Raw genomic sequence first — 18,428 nt, forward strand, 5'->3', positions numbered from 1 at the left:
GATATGCGGAGTTTTATTATTTTTAAAGTCTATATGAAAAGTTAGCTGACAGTCATCTTAAATGTTTTTAATGATTTTTGATGAGCAGAAATTTCAATAATATAATTTCCTTTTTTAAGTAAGTTTTGCATTTCAAAATATTGAGAATTTTCATTGTTCAATTTTCTTGTGATGATCATTCTTCCGGACATATCATAAATTTTCATGATGCAATCTGTTTTTGCAAGAACTTTTCCGCGGAGTGTGAAATTACCATTATTAGGATTGTTGAATAAAACGAGATCTGATGAAACTTCATTTTCAGATGTTGACAGATTTTTGTTGTCGAATCTTGCAATAAAGCAGGTAAGATCATTGGTGTTGGCCGGATTAGGCAGCTGCATCCATGAGCCTTCCATGCTGTAACCATTGTTCGAATTTGTGCTTCCGTACAGATAGAGGGTATTATTATTAAAAGCTACATTAATAGGTACAATCATTTGTGCAAGAATGGTAGACCCTCCATAATAAGAGCTCCATACCAGATTTCCTGAAGAATTGAATTTTGCAAAATAAAAGTTATAGTAATTGGCGGCATTTATTTCGGGTGTTTCCTGGTAAGCTCCCGGCGTTGCAATATTATTCCCTATGCCATATGTATTTCCAGTAATATAGATGTCATTTCCGTTTACCGCAATCACCTTATCGAATTCATTCATATCTTCCGCTGAAGATCCGAAATAAGTACTCCATTCCCGATCTCCGGACAAAGAAAATTTGGAGAGAAAGATATCCGAGCCTCCGGTCACATACTGCTTGTAGCTTGATGGGGTTCCAAAGAAGCTCGTGCCGTCATAATTATAATCTGTTCCGGCAATATAAACTCCTGTTTCATTGACATCCAGATCTACAAGAATGCCCAAACCTGTAGATGGGGCAGGTCCGTAATATGTTCCCCATTGCCTTGTTCCGTTTATCGCATTCATTTTTGTAATAGAGCTTGATGCAGGAGAAGTCTGAAATGCTCCCGCAGTAGCCATTGTATTCAGTGCAGGATTGGTGTTTGATCCGGAAATCATATAGAGAGAACCATTGTAATACTTCATAGCCGGTGCCATGCCGGAAGGCATGTAGGTTCCCCATATTCTTTGTCCGTTGGGAGAGAGTTTCAGCAAATAACCATTTGCAGCAAATTGTCCGTTGGGAGTAGGTATAAAATCATAGTCTTCCTGCAATACACCCGGTGTAGATAAGTTGGTGCTTAAGGTGGTTGTACTGTAAATATACAGATTATCCGCCTCGTCAATTTCAATATTAATATTCATTTGAGTTGAAGGCAGATAGCTCGCCCAGAGAAGTGTTCCGGAAGGGGAATATTTTGCCAGGATAATTTTGGCAGGTGAAGAAGGTTGCGGATCGGTACTTAAATATACTCCTGCTGTTGGCTGAATGGTCGGAGAAACAGCGTATGAAATATAATATCGGTTGTCCTGGTGATCGATTTTTTCTAAAAGTGTTGAAAACTGATTATTGGGATATCCATAATACGAGAGCATTCCCGAAGGTGTAATTTGGGTTTCAAAAAGATGTATGCCCGGCTGAGTGATATATGAATTTCCACTGCCTACTAAAAACTGATTGAAATATGCAGGTCCATAATTGGAAGAATTCCATATATTGCCTCTTAAATGCATATTCCTTTGAGAATCGAACAGAATTCCTTTGTTAATATATACCCCTGCGATCTGACCGCCGGTTGCTCCAAAATAGGTCCCCCAGGTTCTTGCATATTCAAAATTATTTTGAGAAAAAAACTGACTGGAAAACAGCGTAAAAAGTAAGAATGTATAAATTTTCATATCATAGTTATTAGCCTATATGGCGTTTACATTTAAAAAGGGATTATCCTTCGGTCTGATTCATTATAATTTTACCATGAAATTACAGTAGAGTCAATGGAAAGGCTGAATAATAATCAAAACACAATGATTGAATAATATTTTGATATTAATTGTGGATGAAAATATGAAAATTAATTGATATTTTATTCAACATTTTGTGACAAAATAATATTACTAGGGTTTTATAGATTTAAAATTAATTTAAATTAAATTTTTTCTAATATTTATGATGAAATGAAAAAAATTAATCTTTTAAAACATATTATAGTTTTATTTTGGATAAGTAATTTGTTGCATGCATTTTAATATTTCATGAAAACTGATCAGAAAAAAACTAATATATTTGTTTTTTAACATTACTAAACTATGGAAAACATTTTTGATGTAAAAGTTGTTCAGAATTACATTGACAGGATCAACACGCTTACTCCTGAAACACAGCCGTTATGGGGTAAAATGTCGGTAGACCAGATGCTGGCTCATTGTAATGTTTCTTATGAAATGGTCTACGAACCGGAAAAACACAGAAAGCCGGGATCTATTGCGAAATTTATTTTAAAAACATTCGTGAAATCCAAAGTTGTAGGTGAAAAAGGATATCCCAAAAACAGCCCTACAGCTCCTCAGTTTATCATTGCCGACAGGAAAAATTTCGAAGAGGAAAAGAAAAGACTCATCGGTTTTATCCAGAAAACACAGCAGCTGGGAGAAACAGCTTTCGACGGTAAAGAATCCTTCTCATTCGGTAAACTGAAGGCCCGGGAATGGAATAATATGTTTGCCAAACATCTGAATCATCACCTGGCGCAATTCGGAGTATAATTTAAATTAAAATAAAACACATGAAAAAAATATTACTATTTCTCGTTCTCATTTCAAATGTTCTGTTCTCACAAATGCCTGATATCTCCAATGTCTGGTTAAATAATGGTAAAACTTACACAGGAACAATCGGCAGCAAAGATCAGCAGATCAAACTTAAAATTAATATCTCCGAACAGGACCGGAAAAATGATCAGGAATATTTTGTTTCGGGTTATACGATGGTGGATAAGAATTATACCAAATTTGAAGGTAAATTTAAAATCAAAAAATACAGAGACTCCAGTAAAAAAGGAACTGTATATGGCGAATATGAACTTGCCGAAGAATACAAAGGAAAGCATTCCGGGATGTTCAGAGGAAAATTTGTATACACGTTTCGGTGGAATAAAAACAGCGAAAAAGTTGAACAACAATATATAGAGCTTACCGGTGACTGGAAAAGCTATGACGGGACTCTGGATTTTAAAACCCGCATACAGAACAGTCAGTAATTTAACTTAAATAAGATAATCCTTAAAAACAAAATATGAAATTAGGAGCTTTTTCAATCAGTTTAAGTGTAAAAGATCTTCAGAAGTCTAAAGATTTTTACGAAAAGTTAGGATTCAGCCAGATGGGCGGAAATATGGATCATAATTATCTTATTATGAAAAACGGAGACCACATCATCGGTCTTTTTCAGGCGATGTTTGATGGTAACATGCTTACGTTTAATCCGGGATGGGATCAGAATGCCCAAAATATTGATCGTTTTGATGATGTCCGCGATATTCAGAAACAACTAAAGGAAAAAGGTGTGGTGCTGGAAAAAGAGGCCGATGAAAATACCTCCGGACCGGAACATATTTACCTGAAAGATCCCGACGGAAACATGATCCTCATCGATCAGCACAGATAAACTAAAAAATATATTATTATGGCTACAGTAAATGTTTATTTAACATTCAACGGAAACTGCATGCAGGCTTTCGACTTTTATAAATCTGTTTTCGGGGGAGAGTTTCCCTATGTAGGAACTTTTGGCGAGATGCCTCCAATGGAAGGTAAGGAAACTCCTGAAGAAGATAAAAATAAAATTATGCATATCAGCCTTCCGATTTCCCGGGAGACGATACTTATGGGAAGCGATACGGCCGGAGAATGGGCTTCAAATCATAAGGAAGGAAACAATTTTTCGATTTCCATCAATGCAGAATCCAGGCAAGAAGCAGATAAACTGTTCAACGGACTTTCTGAAGACGGAAAAGTGACCATGCCGATGTCTGATACTTTCTGGGGGGCGTATTTCGGAATGTTTACCGATAAATTCGGAATCAACTGGATGGTAAATTATGACGATCCTGCCAAAACACAGCAGCATCCGTAAAGAGTAAAGAATACCGGCATTAAGTGCCGGTTTTTTTATTTTAAATTAAAACCAGACATAAATCATTTTTATAAACTGATTATTTTGCTTATTATTGATAAATAATATTAAACTTCAAATTTTAATAGATTTTAGTAATAAACAATAAAGAATGAAAATTTTAAGATTATTTGCGGCAGGACTCCTTATGTTTGGTATTTCTTCAATTCATGCACAAAAAAGCGATCTCGGCGCATGGTATATGTATTTTGGAAATAATAAAATCAGCAAAAAATTAAACTGGCATAATGAAATTCAGTACAGGAATTTCGATGCAGGCGGAGATCTCGAGCAGCTTCTGATCCGTACGGGAATCGGATATGACCTTACTGAAAACAACAACAATATTTTATTAGGGTACGGATTTATTCTAAGTCAGCCTTATACGAACGGTGAAAAAACTGAAAATATTGAGCACCGCATCTTCCAGCAGTATATCACGAAGCAAAAATTCGGAAGATTTTACCTTCAGCACCGTTATCGTCTGGAAGAACGGTTTCTTGAAGATGATTTCAGGATGAGGTTCCGGTATTTTTTAGGATTTAATATTCCCATCAACAACAAAGAGCTTGTCCCGAAAACTTTTTATGCATCTGCATACAACGAAATATTTCTGCATTTCAACAGTCCGGTTTTCGACAGGAACAGGGTTTACGGAGCATTAGGATATGTTATTAATAAAAATATGAGAATTGAAGCGGGATATATGAATCAGATTCAGGAGAACAGGAATCGCGGGCAAATTCAGATCGGGTTTTATAACAATATTCCTTTCACAAAGAATTAACAGGGAGTTTTTATAATTAATTTTTACCAACCTTCATCTGTCTGTTTACGGCTAATGAAATTCTTTTAGCATTCTTTTTGAAAAAAACATTACATTTAATAATGAATAGAATGAAGAAAAGATGACAATGTCAGAAAAGTTGCATTAAAAATCAATAAACAAATATATGAGCCATCCGATCATTGTAGAACAGAAAGTGAATGCGCCTGCAGAAAAGGTTTGGAAAGCATTAACGGACATAGATGAAATGAAAATATGGTATTTTGATATCCCTGATTTTATCCCTGAAACAGGAACCGTTTTTAATTTTTATGAACCGGGAGACGAAAGAAAATATCATCATCAGGCAGAAATTCTGGAAGTTATCCCGGAAAAAAAACTGAAACACACCTGGTTTTATCCCGAATTTTCAGACCAGAAAACCACGGTAACCTGGGAGCTTTATCCAGAGGGGCTACAGACTGTCATCAGACTGATTCATGAAAATATTAATGCTTTTCATAATCTCGGTGAAAATTTTTCCGAAAAAGCTTTCACGGAAGGCTGGACACAAATCACAGAACAAAGCCTGAAACGGTATCTTGAAAGTTAATCTTCATGCTTAATATATTACAATTTGGTGAACCTGATAAGTAAATTAGCAGGGTGCCATAAATTTTGCTAATTTTGAAAAAATTTTTAGAAATCAATGAAGAAAAATATTATAGCCGGTCTTGCGGCAATCTTATTGTTGTCAGCTTGCAAGGATGATCGAAAAGTTCTGGATGCATTGGCAGATTACAACAACTCTATGGAGCAGAAAGGATATCACTTCGGGGAAAAACTTATCCTGCCGAATGAAGTTACCGATGAAGCGGAAAGTATATCCATTAGTTTCGGGGATAAAGAAACCTCCAGTTTGACAATTGATCCGAAATTTTTTACACTGGGCGATAATCCGGTTACCTTTAATATCAAAACCAAAAGCGGTGAAACGCTTACCCAGGATGCAACCATAAATGTTTTTGCTAAAAATCCGGAGGAAAAAATGTCTTATGAAATCGTGGCAGAATATCCTCATGATCCAAAGAATTTTGTTCAGGGCTTCCAGGTTGAGGGAAACACTGTCTATGAAAGTGACGGACAAAACGGCTCTTCCCAGATATTAAAATACACATTGGGAACCACAACACCACTTGCTTCAACAAAACAGCCGCAGGAAGATTTTTCTGAAGGAAGTACTATTGTAGGAGATAAGGTCTATCAGCTTACATGGCAGAGTAAGAAAGGATATATTTACGATAAAAGCTCCCTGAAGTTATTATCAGAATTCGCCTATCCTAATGTGCTGGGTGAAGGTTGGGGACTTACTTACGATGGGAAAAATCTTATTGCATCAGACGGAAGCAAACTTCTTTACTTTCTTGATCCTGCCAATCCTTCAAAACTGGTAAAGTATATCGCAGTAGCAGGAAGCGCACAAGCATACGATCAGCTGAACGAACTGGAATTTCACAACGGATTTATTTACGCTAATGTCTGGCAGAAACCTATTGTTTTAAAAATTAATCCTCAGAATGGAGAAGTTGTAGGAACATTTGATTTTACGGATATTGCAAAACAAAATACCAAAGGAAGTGATGATGTACTCAATGGTATCGCTTTTAAAGGAGAAAATATGCTCGTAACAGGGAAAAACTGGCCGAAAATTTATGAAGTTGCTGTTAAATAGGTAATGATTATATTTAAAATTCTGATTAAGCTTTAAATTTTAAATAAAATAAATAGTAAATTGGTAGCGTTCCTTTGGAGCGCTACTTCAGTAAAATAATTTGAGAATATTATATTTGATATTGGTGTTTGTTTTCTGCTCTCTTTCAGCGCAGAAATCTCTTCCTTTGGATACGCTGAAACTGAAGGAAGCTAAAGATATGCTTGCTGATGATTACGGAAACCTCTATATCTACAAAAACAAAGATTTCAGTCTCACCAAATATGATTCGCTGGGAAAACAGATAGGGCAGATGATGCTTACGGTGCCCTTCAAAGTTCAGAGCGTACAGAATCCGCTGAGTGTGCCGCTTTTCTCGGAAAATGCGCAGGAACTTAAATTTGTTGACCAGAATATGAATGAGATTCAGCGCGTGGATTTTAAACAAAAATTCGGGTTTATAAAAATGGCCTATGCGGAAGACCTTCAGCAGCTCTGGCTGTTGGATGAAAGTACCAAAAGGCTCATCCAGTACAATTTCAGAAACGAAACCATTATTAATTCTTATCCTTTTGATGCGAGTTTCGATGATCTTATGGATCTTCTGGTGTACGAGAATAAGATTTACATATTAACAAAACAGGCTTTTCGGGTATATACTTTTAAGTTTGAAAAAATCTTTGAAGCACCGGTAGAAAATGGGAAACGTTTCAGAAGGGAAAATGAAAATATTTTAGTGATTACCAATAATGCTATTTTAAAATACATTCAGGAAAAAGAAATTGTTAAAATTTTTCAGGATCCCGAAGCGCGGATTGTGGATAAAAATACCCTTTCTTATTTTGAAATCAAGACCAACAAACTTTATCTTTACAGCCTCGAAAAAGAGGTTCAGCCGCAGCAGGAACCGGAAGAGAAGCAGAGAGAACCGGAGCAGGAGGTAAAGCAGCCTGAAGAGAAGCCGGCAGAATCCGGAAGCCCGGAAGAAAAGCTGGAGAAAAAAACTCAGGAAATTGAAGATAAAAATCCTTCCGAAAGCTCTTTGCAAAAGTTGATAGAGGATATCTCAACGCTGGAATCAGGCGGCAATTAGTCGGTAAAAAATCAAAAATATTAAGGAGAAAATATGCATATTGCAGTTACAGGAAATATCGGAGCAGGCAAAACTACTTTAACCACCATGCTTTCTAAACATTACGGATGGGATGCCCAATTTGAAGATGTAGATCACAATCCATACCTTGAAGATTTCTATGCAGACATGAGCAAGTGGAGTTTTGCGCTGCAGATCTATTTTTTAGGTAGCCGTTTTCAGCAGGTGAAAGAAATAAGGGAAAGTGGGAAAAATATCATTCAGGATCGAACGATTTATGAAGATGCCCATATTTTTGCAGAAAACCTGAACGATATGAATTTACTTTCAGACAGGGATTTTAATAATTATTCGTCTTTATTTAATCTGATGAAATCATTTGTTTCTGCGCCCGATCTTTTAATTTACCTAAAGTCTGATGTGCCTAATCTGGTAAAAAAGATTTATAAAAGAGGAAGGGAGTACGAAGCATCAATCAGCATAGAATATCTATCCAAGCTCAACCAGAAATACGAAAAATGGATCTCAAATTATACGGAAGGAAAACTGCTTGTCATTGAAGTAGATGATCTTGATTTCGTAGAAAAGCCGGAAGATTTTGGTTTTATCCTTGAAAAAATTGAGGCGGAGCTTTATGGCTTGTTTTAGAAAGATTTATTAAATTAAGATAGTTCTGGTAGTATTCTTGCTACATTTGTTGTAATCAGAATATATTTAAAATCATTAAAAATGTTAGTGAAAGTCTTACACAACGGAAATTGCTCAAAATCCAATGCGGTTTTGGAGTATCTTGATGAAAATGGGGTTCCGTTTGAAATCATTAATATTGTTGAGGAACCGTTGACCGTGCAGGAAATTAAGAGCGTTCTTAAAAAGCTCAATCAAAATGTTTTTCATATCATCAGAAAAAATGAAAAGCTGTATCTTGAAAAATATGCCGGGAAAAACCTTTCAGAAGAAGAATGGATAAAGGTTTTATCCGAAAACCCTTCTCTCATTCAGAGACCTATTTTGATTAAAGGTTCTGTAGCTATGCTGGGTAGGCCTGTTGAAAATGTAAAATACTTTATAGACAAATAACTAAAAAGTCAGCTTTTTGAGCTGACTTTAATTTTATAGTAGAATAACGCCTTCTATCTTGGCTACTTCCTTATAAATAGTGACTACCTGATTGGCATCCAATACAAATGCATTGATATTGCAGGCTGTATATTTTCCGTTTTTACTTTCCCTGTTTCCCAAAGTAAATTTAATCCCGTCAAAAACCCGGTAAATTTCGGTAAGTTTTGCCTGATCGGTCGGAATAATAAATTTGAATAAATAATCTTCCGGAAAATCATGATGATCTTCCAGTTTTGTCCTTAATGAATTGTAAAAATCATCCGGACTTGCATGTTGATTTCCTTGTAAAATATCCATCTCCAGTTGTAAATAATATATAAATATAACGAAAATTTTTCTACTTTCCAAGTGGGCCTAAAAGCGATCTGGAATTCTGAATCTCGTAATCTTCAATAATGTTAAACAGACCGTTCACCAGTTGCTCAGAAGCCATCTGACTCAGTCCGCCGGAATTTACCGTAGTTTTACTTCCTCCAAGCAGGCCATTCAGAAGATTACTTCCTGATAAAGCTGTATTGATGCTTCTTGTAATGCCATATTGGTTCAGCTGCTCTTCAACTTTCGGCGTAATTGCGGCGATAAGCTGTTGTGATGTCTTTTCCTTCAGGATAAGTGTGGCTGTCCCTTTTTCTCCCTGGATGATTCTTGTAACATCCTGAGCATTAAGACTGTTTACGGCATTTACAAGAATAGGTTTTGAAATATTTACGGTATAGACGGCTGCGTCTGCAATATATTCTCTCTCTTTAGCTACTAGTGAAGGTGCTACTTTTTCAAGCATAGAATTGATTTCCCGCAGCTGTTTAGGAAGAGCCTTGTCTACCATGTTATTTTGCAGAAATGCGTCTCTGTTGCTGTAGATGTTCACTCCTTTATCTATTCCGTTCAGAAGTAATCTTTTAATAACCGACAAACCGAGATCTGACGTTGCCAATGTAGTGCAAGACTGCACTGATGTACTGATGACAGCTCCAGTACCTATAATAAAGGCAGCAGCGATGATGTATTTTTTCATTGTAATGATTAAAAATAAATATATTCTCAAATAATAAACCAAATTTAATTACAAATATTGTTTTAACAAATTTTATAATAGTGAATACTGAGAATGTTAAAAAATTAGTATGAGGATAAAATATTTTTGATTTGAACTAAATATTAAAAATAAATATTTTTTGTTAAAAACAGATCTTGTGATTAAGTATAATAGCTATTTTAAACTAAAATTTGAATATCTTTTTTAAAATGGAAATATTATCTCTATTTTATACAAATTGATGATTTAACTAAAGTATAAAAACATTAAGTAAAATTAACATTGTTCAAGATATTTTTATAATTTTGACTAATGTCTTTTTGTGAGAATATGCGATATTTTCATGATAAGCAGGAAAAAATCAGGCATTTTTTCCATCACTATGATTGTACGAATAAAAAATAACTATATGAAACAACGTGATTTAAAGTATTCATGTCTCATTGCTGTTTTATACTTCGGTATGAATGTCAATGCACAAACCACACCAAATGATACTGTTGCGAAAGAACAGAAGATTGAGGAAGTGGTGATGATTGGATATGGTAGTAGAAAGAAAGTTGACAATACTGCAGCAATTAGCTCTATTAGCGCGGAAGAAGTCAGCAAAACAAAAGTGTTAAATCCAACTCAGGCTATTCAAGGTAAAGCTGCTGGTGTTCAGGTTTCTGCATCGGATTTGCCCGGTTCAACACCTTCAATTGTTATTAGGGGTTTAGGAACAGCACTTGGTGGAAGAGAACCACTTTATGTGGTAGATGGAATGATGGTTGGTGGTATTTCTAATATCAATACTAATGATATTCTTACTTACGACGTTCTAAAAGATGCATCAGCTTTAGCAATTTACGGTAATAGAGGAGCAAATGGAGTTGTAATCATTACTACAAAGAGTGGTAGAGGTAAAGGTATTTCTGTAGAATATGATGGATTTATAGGAGTAAGAACACCTCTTAAAAAGGTGAAAATGGCTGGTAGTAATCTGTTTTCTTACTATACTAATACAGCGTTAGGAACTACGAAATTTTCTCAGGATCAACCTGTAAATACAGATTGGTTTGATGAAATAACAAGAGTAGGTATATACAATCAACATAATGTTTCAGTTTCAGGTTCTTCAGAAAATGCAAAGTATTTCTTCAGTGCAAGTAATTATGATGAAAAATCAATTCTTAAAGGTACAGATTATAACAGAACTACAGTAAGAACCAACAATGAGTTTAAAATAGCCAAAGGTGTAACGCTTACTCAGACGTTAAGTGTTGCTTTTTTTAATGTCACTCCAAAACCATTAAGTGCTTTTACTGCTGCTTATAAGCAATCGCCTATAGTTCCTGTTTATTTTGGAACGGGGCAGTATGGTGTTTCTTTTGTAGGAGCAGATGGTTTTGCTTCGACAACAGGTTCTTCATTTAATAATGTTGGTAATCCGGTTGCACAATTAAATTTCAATAATCAAAGAAATAATGATTTTCAGTTACAAGGGAGTGCAAAATTAGATGTAGATATATTTAAAGGACTTAAGTATACAGGACAGTTTTCAGGACAGTATAATAACGCAAAAAGCTATAACTATACTCCAACCAGACAGATTTGGCTAGCTAATGACCCTACAAGAACTTTAGCCCAATATAATCCATCTGATCCAATCAATACTTTAACAAATAATAGATCAAATGATTTTAATTATGCAATCACAAACTATTTAACATATAATAGAAAGTTTGGAGTTCATGATATTGAGGCTACGGTAGGTACTGAACTTACAGTCTTTACTGGAGCAGAATCTGTAGCATATACAAGAAATAATGTCTTAGAAAACAGTAATTACTGGAATCTTGACGGTACTAATTATGCAGGTAATAATTTGGCTACCTTAAACTCAGTAAAAGCAAATGATGCTAGAACATTATCTTATTTCGGAAGAGCTCAATATAAGTTAATGAATAAATATTTATTGACAGCAACTATAAGAAGAGACGGTTCTTCTCAATTTACAAAAGATAACAGATGGGGAACATTCCCTTCTTTTGGTGCTGGTTGGGTTGTATCTGAAGAAGATTTCTTAAAAGATGTTTCTTTCTTAAATCTATTAAAGTTGAGAGGTGGCTGGGGTAAATTAGGAAACCAAAATGTACCACTTAACTTCTTGCCTTTCGCAACAGGTCAAAATTACAATTATTACTTCAATGGAGTTGCGAATAATGGAGGAACAACATTGGTAAGATATTTTGATCCGAATTTATCTTGGGAAATAGTTAAAGGTAGCAATATTGGGCTAGATTTTGAGATGTTGGATAGAAGATTAACAGGGACAATTGATTTATATAAAAAGGTTACTGATAATCTAATTCTCCAGGCTACACCTATTAGTACTACAGGTTTGGAAGAAGCAGGTTATTCTCATTTAGGTCAAGTTACAAATAAAGGTATTGAGATATCTTTAGGTTGGGGAGATAGAATTGGTCAGGATTTTTCTTACTCAATCAATGCAAATTATTCATTTAATAAAAATACTTTAGATAAGCTTGGTGATGAAAATGTAAATGACATCAATGGTGGGAGCTTAGGAAATGGACAGTGGACAAAACTTTTATCAGAAAAAACACTAGGGCAGTCTCTGGGAAGCTTTTATTTATGGGAAGTAGCTGGATATGATGCTAATGGAAATTTTATTTACGTGGATACTGATGGAGATGGTAAAAGCGGTGCGGCAGATGCAGATGACAGAAAATTCTTCGGATCTTATATTCCTAAATCTACTTTAGGTATTAATATCAATCTAAAATATAAAAATGTAGATTTATCAGTAAATGGTTATGGAGCATTTGGCTTTAAAGTTTATAATGGTAAAAAGGCACAAAGGTTTTCTGGAGAAAATATAGAGTACAATGTTGCAAATGATTTTTGGACTCCAAATAATACTTCAGCTGAAAACCCGGCTCCATTTAATTCAGTTCCGATCGCATCTAATTATTATTTAGAGTCTGGAGATTTTTTCAGAGTAAATAATATCACTTTAGGATATAATATTGATACAAAATTAAAATCAATTAAAACAATACGTTTATATGTAAATGCAATTAATCCTTTTATAAGCCAAAAATTCTCAGGATTTACTTCTGAATTACCAGGAGATAATAATCCATACGGAAGTGCAGGTATTGAATTAGATGCATATCCAACTGTGAGATCATTTGTATTTGGGGTTAATGTAAAATTTTAAATTGTAAGTCATGAATAAAAAAATAATAATATTATCAGTTATAGCTTTGTCAGGATTATTTTTGAATAGCTGTAATGATGAGTTGGATGTTACACCAACGGCAAGTGTATCTACTCAAGATTTATCTTTATATAATAATGATGAAGGAGCAAAAAGCTTTGTAACAGCTGTATACGCAAAGTTTTTAGATTGGGATATGAGTACCTTCTCATGGATTGGTATTACAAGTATAATTACTGATGATGCAGATAAAGGTTCTTCTCCTGGAGATTCAGGTTCAGATAAAGATTTAATAGATGCTTTAAATATCACACCCACTACGGGATCTTTTAACGAAGTTTGGAGAGCTAACTATAAAGGTATAAATAGAGCGAATCAAGCTCTCAAGTTTATTCCTATGCTTGATCAGGCAAATCCGCAGTTAAGAAACAGATTAATTGGTGAAGTAAAATTCCTAAGAGCATTTATGTACTTTACACTTGTTAAAGGTTGGGGAGGAGTTCCAATTGTTGATAGAATTGCAGATTCAAACAATGAGGAAGATCGTAAGATGTTATTAACCAGAAAATCAAAAGAGGAGGTTTATGCATTTATTGTTAAAGATTTAGAAGATGCAATTGCCGCATTGCCTGCAAAGAGTGCATATTCTGGGGCCGATGTGGGCAGGGCTAGTAAAGGAGCCGCTTATGCCTTGTTAGCTAAAGTTTATTTATATCAGAAAAACTGGCAAAAAGTTTCGGAAAATTGCGATCAGGTAGTAGGTTATTCATTGACTCCAAATTTTCAGGATATATACAAGGTATCTGGAGAAAATAATGCAGAATCTATTTTCGAGATTCAAGGTTTTGGTGGCGCTTCAATGCCTGGTATTCAGCAATATTCACAAGTTCAGGGCGCTAGAGGAGCTGGTGGCTGGGGTTGGGGCTTTAATACACCATCTCAAAGCTTAGTAGATGCTTTCAATGCTGCTGGAGATACTGAAAGAAGAGATGCTACAATTATTTTCAGAAACTCAACCTTATACGATGGTAGAGTAGTTCCAGCTACTGTGGAAAACCCGTATTATAATTACAAAGCTTATTCATCTGCATTTACTGGTTCGGATGATTCCGACGCAAATATTAGATATTTACGATACTCAGAAGTTTTATTAATGAAGGCTGAAGCTCTAAATGAAACAGGGCAGACTAATAATGCTGCAACATATTTAAATCAAGTTAGATCAAGAGCAGGGCTTGCAAATACTACCGCTACTACCCAAGCTGCCATGAGAACTGCTATTTGGAATGAAAGAAGATTAGAATTAGCTTTTGAGCATGATCGTTGGTTTGATCTTGTAAGAACTGGACAAGCACAAGCTGCTATGGCTGCAAATGGTAAAACATTTGTTGTTGGTAGACATGAATTATTTCCAATTCCACAGTCATTTATCGATGAATCAAAGGGAATGTCTCAGCAAAACCCAGGTTATTAATATTAATAATGTATACAGATGAAAAATATAAATTTAATTAAATATATAGCAGCAGCATTTTTATTTAGTATAACTGCTATCAGCTGTGAAGATAGTATTGACAAAGACAATCCGCCAATACCATATTCTTCTATCGGAGGATATCAAAATTCAGACGAAGTAGCATCCGGTAATCTTGTTGCAAAATTAAGTTTCGAAAATAACTTAAGTGATAAAATAAATAATATTACGGGGCAAATGCCACAGGGTGTTGCGTATACCTCAGGTGTAAAAGGAATGGCTTATAATGGCTCTTCCTCAGAAATGAAGTATTCTGTTGCTAATGCTACAACTGCGATTACAGGTCTGAATAGTTTTACAATTGCTTTCTGGATGAAAAGTGATGGTACGGTAGATCCTGCAACTCCGGGACAAGGTAAAGGTGCACAAGGTATTTTTACTATAGTTCGTCCAACCGAATTCTGGGGAGGTATTAATCTATTCTTAGAAAATCCGGATGCATCCAAACCAAACAGGATAAGACTTAAATTGGGTGTTGAAAATAGCAGAACAGGAGTTTCTTGGAAAGGACAGGGTGTTATAGCAAACCTTGATGGATATAAAGGAAAATGGGTTCATATAGTTTTCGCTTATGATGCTAGCACAAGCAAATGTTATGTATATCAAGACGGTGAAGCAGCCAAAAATCTTGACGGATTTGCTTATTCTCCTGCTGGAGGAGAGCTTGGTGGAGCTGCAACATGGTTTGCTTCAGATCCTGGCGGTGCGAGCAATCCAGCCAATGCTCCCGGATACGGTAACTTCCAAATGGGAGGAACGAATGGAAAAGTGGTTTTTGGATCACACCAATTTGAAACCGTACCACCGCAAAATAACGGATCACAGCAGGACTGGGCAACAAGTTACGCTGGACAGCTGGATGAATTCAGGATATATAATGTGGCTTTGAAAAGTTCTGATGTAATCGCGTTATATAAACTTGAAAAAGACGGAAGATAATCTTAGAAGAGCCTGTAATTAGGCTCTTTTTTTATATATTTGAATATGAGAAAAATGATAGCTTCAATAGTATTCATCGGAATTTTATTAAATTCTTGCTCTTCAGATGATACACCGGCAAGTTCCGGAACACCAATCGGGGGTGGTAATACCGAAACACCCAACAATTATACAGATCCACAACTTATCGAAATGGTTCAGAAAGATGTTTTAAAATATTTTTGGGATTATGCAGAAACGAATTCAAAGCTGGCCAGAGAAAGATACCATACCGATAATACATCTCAGGATGCAAATGTGGTAACTACAGGAGGATCAGGTTTCGGATTGATGACTATTCTGGTAGGAATTAAAAACGGTTATATCTCAAGAGCAGAGGCTGTTTCGAGACTTACAACTTCACTTAACTTTCTACAGAATGCCGACCGCTTCCATGGAGCATGGCCCCATTGGATGAACGGAACATCCGGACAGGTTATTCCGTTTAGTACAATGGATAATGGAGGAGATCTTGTGGAAACGGCATTTTTGGCACAAGGTCTAATCTGTGTAAGGGAATATTTTAAAAATTCTTCTGATACCTCAGAATTAGCACTATCTCAAAAAGCAGACACTCTATGGAAAGGAATTGAATGGAATTGGTATACAAAAGGAGAAAATGTACTCTATTGGCATTGGTCGCCAAATTATAATTTTCAGATGAATATGCAGCTGAAGGGCTTTGATGAAACATTGATTACCTATGTGTTGGCTGCTGCTTCACCAAATTATTCCATAGATAAGCCCGTTTATCAACAGGGTTGGGCTAGAAACGGAAACATTAAAAGTACCGCCACGCAATATGGAATCCCGGTTATTGTAAACCATAACGGAGCAAATGGAACAGTAGGGCCGATGTTCTGGTCACATTATTCTTTTTTAGGCCTTGACCCAAGGGGACTTTCTGACGAATATGTAAATTATGGAGAAGCAACTACTAACCACGCCAGAATTATGTATCAGTACTGTTTAACAAACCCTAAAGGTTGGCTGGGGTACAATTCAAAAAGCTGGGGACTTACCGCAAGTTATTCAAGAAATACGGACGGATCTACAGGGTATGCTGCTCATCAGCCAAATAATGATTTAGGTGTTATTTCGCCTACAGCAGCACTATCAGATATGCCTTATACACCTGCTGAAAGTATGAATGTACTTAGATTTTTATATAATGAAAATTACAGCAAATATATTGGTGTTGCAGGGCCATACGATGCATACTCGGTTCATTACAATTGGGTAACGCCAAGATATCTGGCGATAGACCAGGGTACAATCGCGCCAATGGTAGAAAACTATAAAAATCAGTTTTTATGGCAGCTGTTTATGAATGCTCCAGATGTGAAACAGGGGCTTATTAAGCTAGGCTTCCACTCTACACAGTATGGATTTTAAAAAATAAAAATTAAATTATGAAGAGGATAATAGCATCTATCGCTTTAATATCTTTATTCACGGTTTCATGCAAAAATTCGCAGGCTCCGCAACAGCAGACCTCGAAACCTCAAATCGTGAAGAATGATATCACAGATGAACAATTAATGGACAGGGTGCAGAAAGATGCATTAAAATATTTCTGGGATTACGCAGAACCCAACTCTAAGCTTGGACGCGAGCGTTATCATGAAGACAATATTTACCCCGATAACGACAAACATGTCATTACCACCGGTGGTTCGGGCTTTGGTCTGGCTACCGTTTTGGTGGGCGTTGAAAGAGGTTTTGTACCAAGAAAAGAAGCGGTGAAAAGATTAACCGTAATGATGGATTTTCTTGCAAAAGCAGATCGCCACAAGGGAGCCTGGTCACACTGGATCAACGGTGAAACCGGTAAAACAGTTCCTTTCGGCAAAAAAGACAATGGCGGAGACCTGGTAGAAACGGCATTTTTAACATCGGGGATTTTAATGGTGCGCGAGTATTTCAAAAACGGAAATGCCGAAGAAAAAGCGCTAGCCCAAAAATGTGATGATCTCTGGAAAGGAATTCAGTGGAACTGGTATACCAAAGGTGGGGAAAAAGTATTATATTGGCATTGGTCACCCAATTATGGATGGGAAATGAATTTTCCACTTGAAGGCTACAACGAATGCCTGATTACCTATATTTTAGCGGCATCGTCACCGACTTATCCAATTGATGCGGAAACCTATTACAAAGGCTGGACAAGAAACGGAACCTATCTTTCAGACAAAACAAAATACGGACTTCCTTTATACGTAAAGCATAACGGCGCCGAAGAATACGGAGGTCCCTTATTCTGGGCGCATTACTCCTATATCGGTCTGGACCCCAGCAACCTTTCAGACAAATTAATCAAAAATTATTTTGACCTTAATAAGAACCAGGTACTGATCGATTATAATTACTGTGTTGAAAATCCTAAAAAATGGAAAGGATACGGACCAAACTATTGGGGACTTACGGCAAGTTACTCCAGAAATGCCGACGGAACTGCGGGATACGACGCACATTTTCCAAAAAATGACAGAGGGGTAATTACGCCTACCGCCGCACTAAGCAGTTTTCCGTACACACCGAAAGAATCCATGGATTTTTTAAGGTTCATCTATACGCAGAAACCTGAATTTATTGGCTCTGCCGGACCTTATGATGCAACTTCAATCAATTATGACAACTGGTTTACCCCAAGATATCTCGCAATAGATCAGGGTACCATTGCACCCATGATTGAAAATTACAGAACCGGATTTTTATGGAAATTATTCATGAATGCTCCTGAAATTCAACAGGGATTAAAGAAATTAAGCTTCAGATCAGAAAAATATAATATTAAATAATTTTTCAGAAGCTGTTTCCCGCTTTCCGCACTCGCTATTTTTTGGGTTTCT

General features: G+C 36.0%; 18 protein-coding genes. 15 read left to right on the forward strand and 3 right to left on the reverse strand.

Translation table 11 applies throughout. The features are described 5' to 3' along the window. Positions 1 to 41: 41 nt before the first annotated feature. A complete protein-coding gene (locus U9K52_RS19555; protein WP_322927822.1) occupies positions 42 to 1,838 on the reverse strand; it encodes a T9SS type A sorting domain-containing protein in 1,797 nt (598 codons plus the stop codon). 408 nt (positions 1,839 to 2,246) lie between these two features. Between U9K52_RS19555 and U9K52_RS19560 the strand changes: the two genes are divergently transcribed. From U9K52_RS19560 to U9K52_RS19605, 10 genes are all read left to right on the forward strand, one after another. Next, positions 2,247 to 2,702: a DinB family protein gene (locus U9K52_RS19560; protein WP_248393953.1), complete on the forward strand. Its 456-nt coding sequence runs from the start codon at positions 2,247 to 2,249 to the stop codon at positions 2,700 to 2,702. A gap of 20 nt (positions 2,703 to 2,722) precedes the next feature. Continuing rightward, the gene (locus U9K52_RS19565) at positions 2,723 to 3,196 is read left to right on the forward strand and encodes a hypothetical protein (RefSeq protein WP_322927824.1); all 474 of its coding nucleotides are present in this window, start codon (positions 2,723 to 2,725) and stop codon (positions 3,194 to 3,196) included. Between the two features lie 35 nt (positions 3,197 to 3,231). Next, positions 3,232 to 3,603 carry a VOC family protein gene (locus U9K52_RS19570; protein ID WP_248393949.1) on the forward strand — a complete coding sequence of 124 codons (372 nt, stop codon included), beginning with the start codon at positions 3,232 to 3,234 and terminating at the stop codon, positions 3,601 to 3,603. Between the two features lie 18 nt (positions 3,604 to 3,621). Next, entirely contained in the window at positions 3,622 to 4,071 is a 450-nt protein-coding gene (locus tag U9K52_RS19575) for a VOC family protein (RefSeq protein WP_322927825.1), read from the forward strand. Between the two features lie 151 nt (positions 4,072 to 4,222). Further along, the gene (locus tag U9K52_RS19580) at positions 4,223 to 4,897 is read left to right on the forward strand and encodes a DUF2490 domain-containing protein (protein ID WP_248393945.1); all 675 of its coding nucleotides are present in this window, start codon (positions 4,223 to 4,225) and stop codon (positions 4,895 to 4,897) included. 166 nt (positions 4,898 to 5,063) lie between these two features. Next, on the forward strand, positions 5,064 to 5,489 hold the full coding sequence (locus U9K52_RS19585; RefSeq protein ID WP_322927826.1) for an SRPBCC domain-containing protein: 426 nt from the start codon (positions 5,064 to 5,066) through the stop codon (positions 5,487 to 5,489). Positions 5,490 to 5,585: 96 nt separating this feature from the next. After that, positions 5,586 to 6,608, forward strand: coding sequence for a glutaminyl-peptide cyclotransferase (locus U9K52_RS19590; protein WP_248393941.1), 1,023 nt, complete (start codon positions 5,586 to 5,588; stop codon positions 6,606 to 6,608). 100 nt (positions 6,609 to 6,708) lie between these two features. Then, the gene (locus U9K52_RS19595) at positions 6,709 to 7,680 is read left to right on the forward strand and encodes a hypothetical protein (protein ID WP_248393940.1); all 972 of its coding nucleotides are present in this window, start codon (positions 6,709 to 6,711) and stop codon (positions 7,678 to 7,680) included. Positions 7,681 to 7,713: 33 nt separating this feature from the next. Further along, positions 7,714 to 8,328, forward strand: coding sequence for a deoxynucleoside kinase (locus U9K52_RS19600; protein ID WP_248393939.1), 615 nt, complete (start codon positions 7,714 to 7,716; stop codon positions 8,326 to 8,328). Positions 8,329 to 8,409: 81 nt separating this feature from the next. Continuing rightward, positions 8,410 to 8,760, forward strand: a complete 351-nt coding sequence (locus tag U9K52_RS19605; protein WP_322927828.1) for an ArsC/Spx/MgsR family protein — start codon at positions 8,410 to 8,412, stop codon at positions 8,758 to 8,760. 33 nt (positions 8,761 to 8,793) lie between these two features. Here U9K52_RS19605 and U9K52_RS19610 read toward each other — a convergent pair whose 3' ends face one another. Continuing rightward, positions 8,794 to 9,099, reverse strand: coding sequence for a DUF493 family protein (locus U9K52_RS19610; protein WP_072884052.1), 306 nt, complete (start codon positions 9,097 to 9,099; stop codon positions 8,794 to 8,796). Positions 9,100 to 9,139: 40 nt separating this feature from the next. Further along, entirely contained in the window at positions 9,140 to 9,817 is a 678-nt protein-coding gene (locus U9K52_RS19615) for a DUF4197 family protein (protein WP_312173993.1), read from the reverse strand. A gap of 430 nt (positions 9,818 to 10,247) precedes the next feature. Between U9K52_RS19615 and U9K52_RS19620 the strand changes: the two genes are divergently transcribed. The 5 genes from U9K52_RS19620 to U9K52_RS19640 are packed head-to-tail and all read left to right on the forward strand — an operon-like array spanning position 10,248 to position 18,377. Then, complete coding sequence (locus U9K52_RS19620) at positions 10,248 to 13,064, forward strand: SusC/RagA family TonB-linked outer membrane protein (protein WP_263602762.1); 2,817 nt, start codon at positions 10,248 to 10,250, stop codon at positions 13,062 to 13,064. A gap of 10 nt (positions 13,065 to 13,074) precedes the next feature. Continuing rightward, positions 13,075 to 14,538, forward strand: coding sequence for a RagB/SusD family nutrient uptake outer membrane protein (locus tag U9K52_RS19625; RefSeq protein WP_248393935.1), 1,464 nt, complete (start codon positions 13,075 to 13,077; stop codon positions 14,536 to 14,538). 18 nt (positions 14,539 to 14,556) lie between these two features. Continuing rightward, the gene (locus U9K52_RS19630) at positions 14,557 to 15,537 is read left to right on the forward strand and encodes a LamG domain-containing protein (protein ID WP_263602764.1); all 981 of its coding nucleotides are present in this window, start codon (positions 14,557 to 14,559) and stop codon (positions 15,535 to 15,537) included. A gap of 45 nt (positions 15,538 to 15,582) precedes the next feature. Continuing rightward, positions 15,583 to 16,971 carry a glucoamylase family protein gene (locus U9K52_RS19635; RefSeq protein ID WP_323673820.1) on the forward strand — a complete coding sequence of 463 codons (1,389 nt, stop codon included), beginning with the start codon at positions 15,583 to 15,585 and terminating at the stop codon, positions 16,969 to 16,971. 17 nt (positions 16,972 to 16,988) lie between these two features. Continuing rightward, entirely contained in the window at positions 16,989 to 18,377 is a 1,389-nt protein-coding gene (locus U9K52_RS19640; RefSeq protein ID WP_322927830.1) for a glucoamylase family protein, read from the forward strand. Positions 18,378 to 18,428 lie beyond the last annotated feature (51 nt).

The organism is Chryseobacterium sp. MHB01 (assembly GCF_034651565.1).
Lineage (GTDB): Bacteria > Bacteroidota > Bacteroidia > Flavobacteriales > Weeksellaceae > Chryseobacterium > Chryseobacterium nepalense.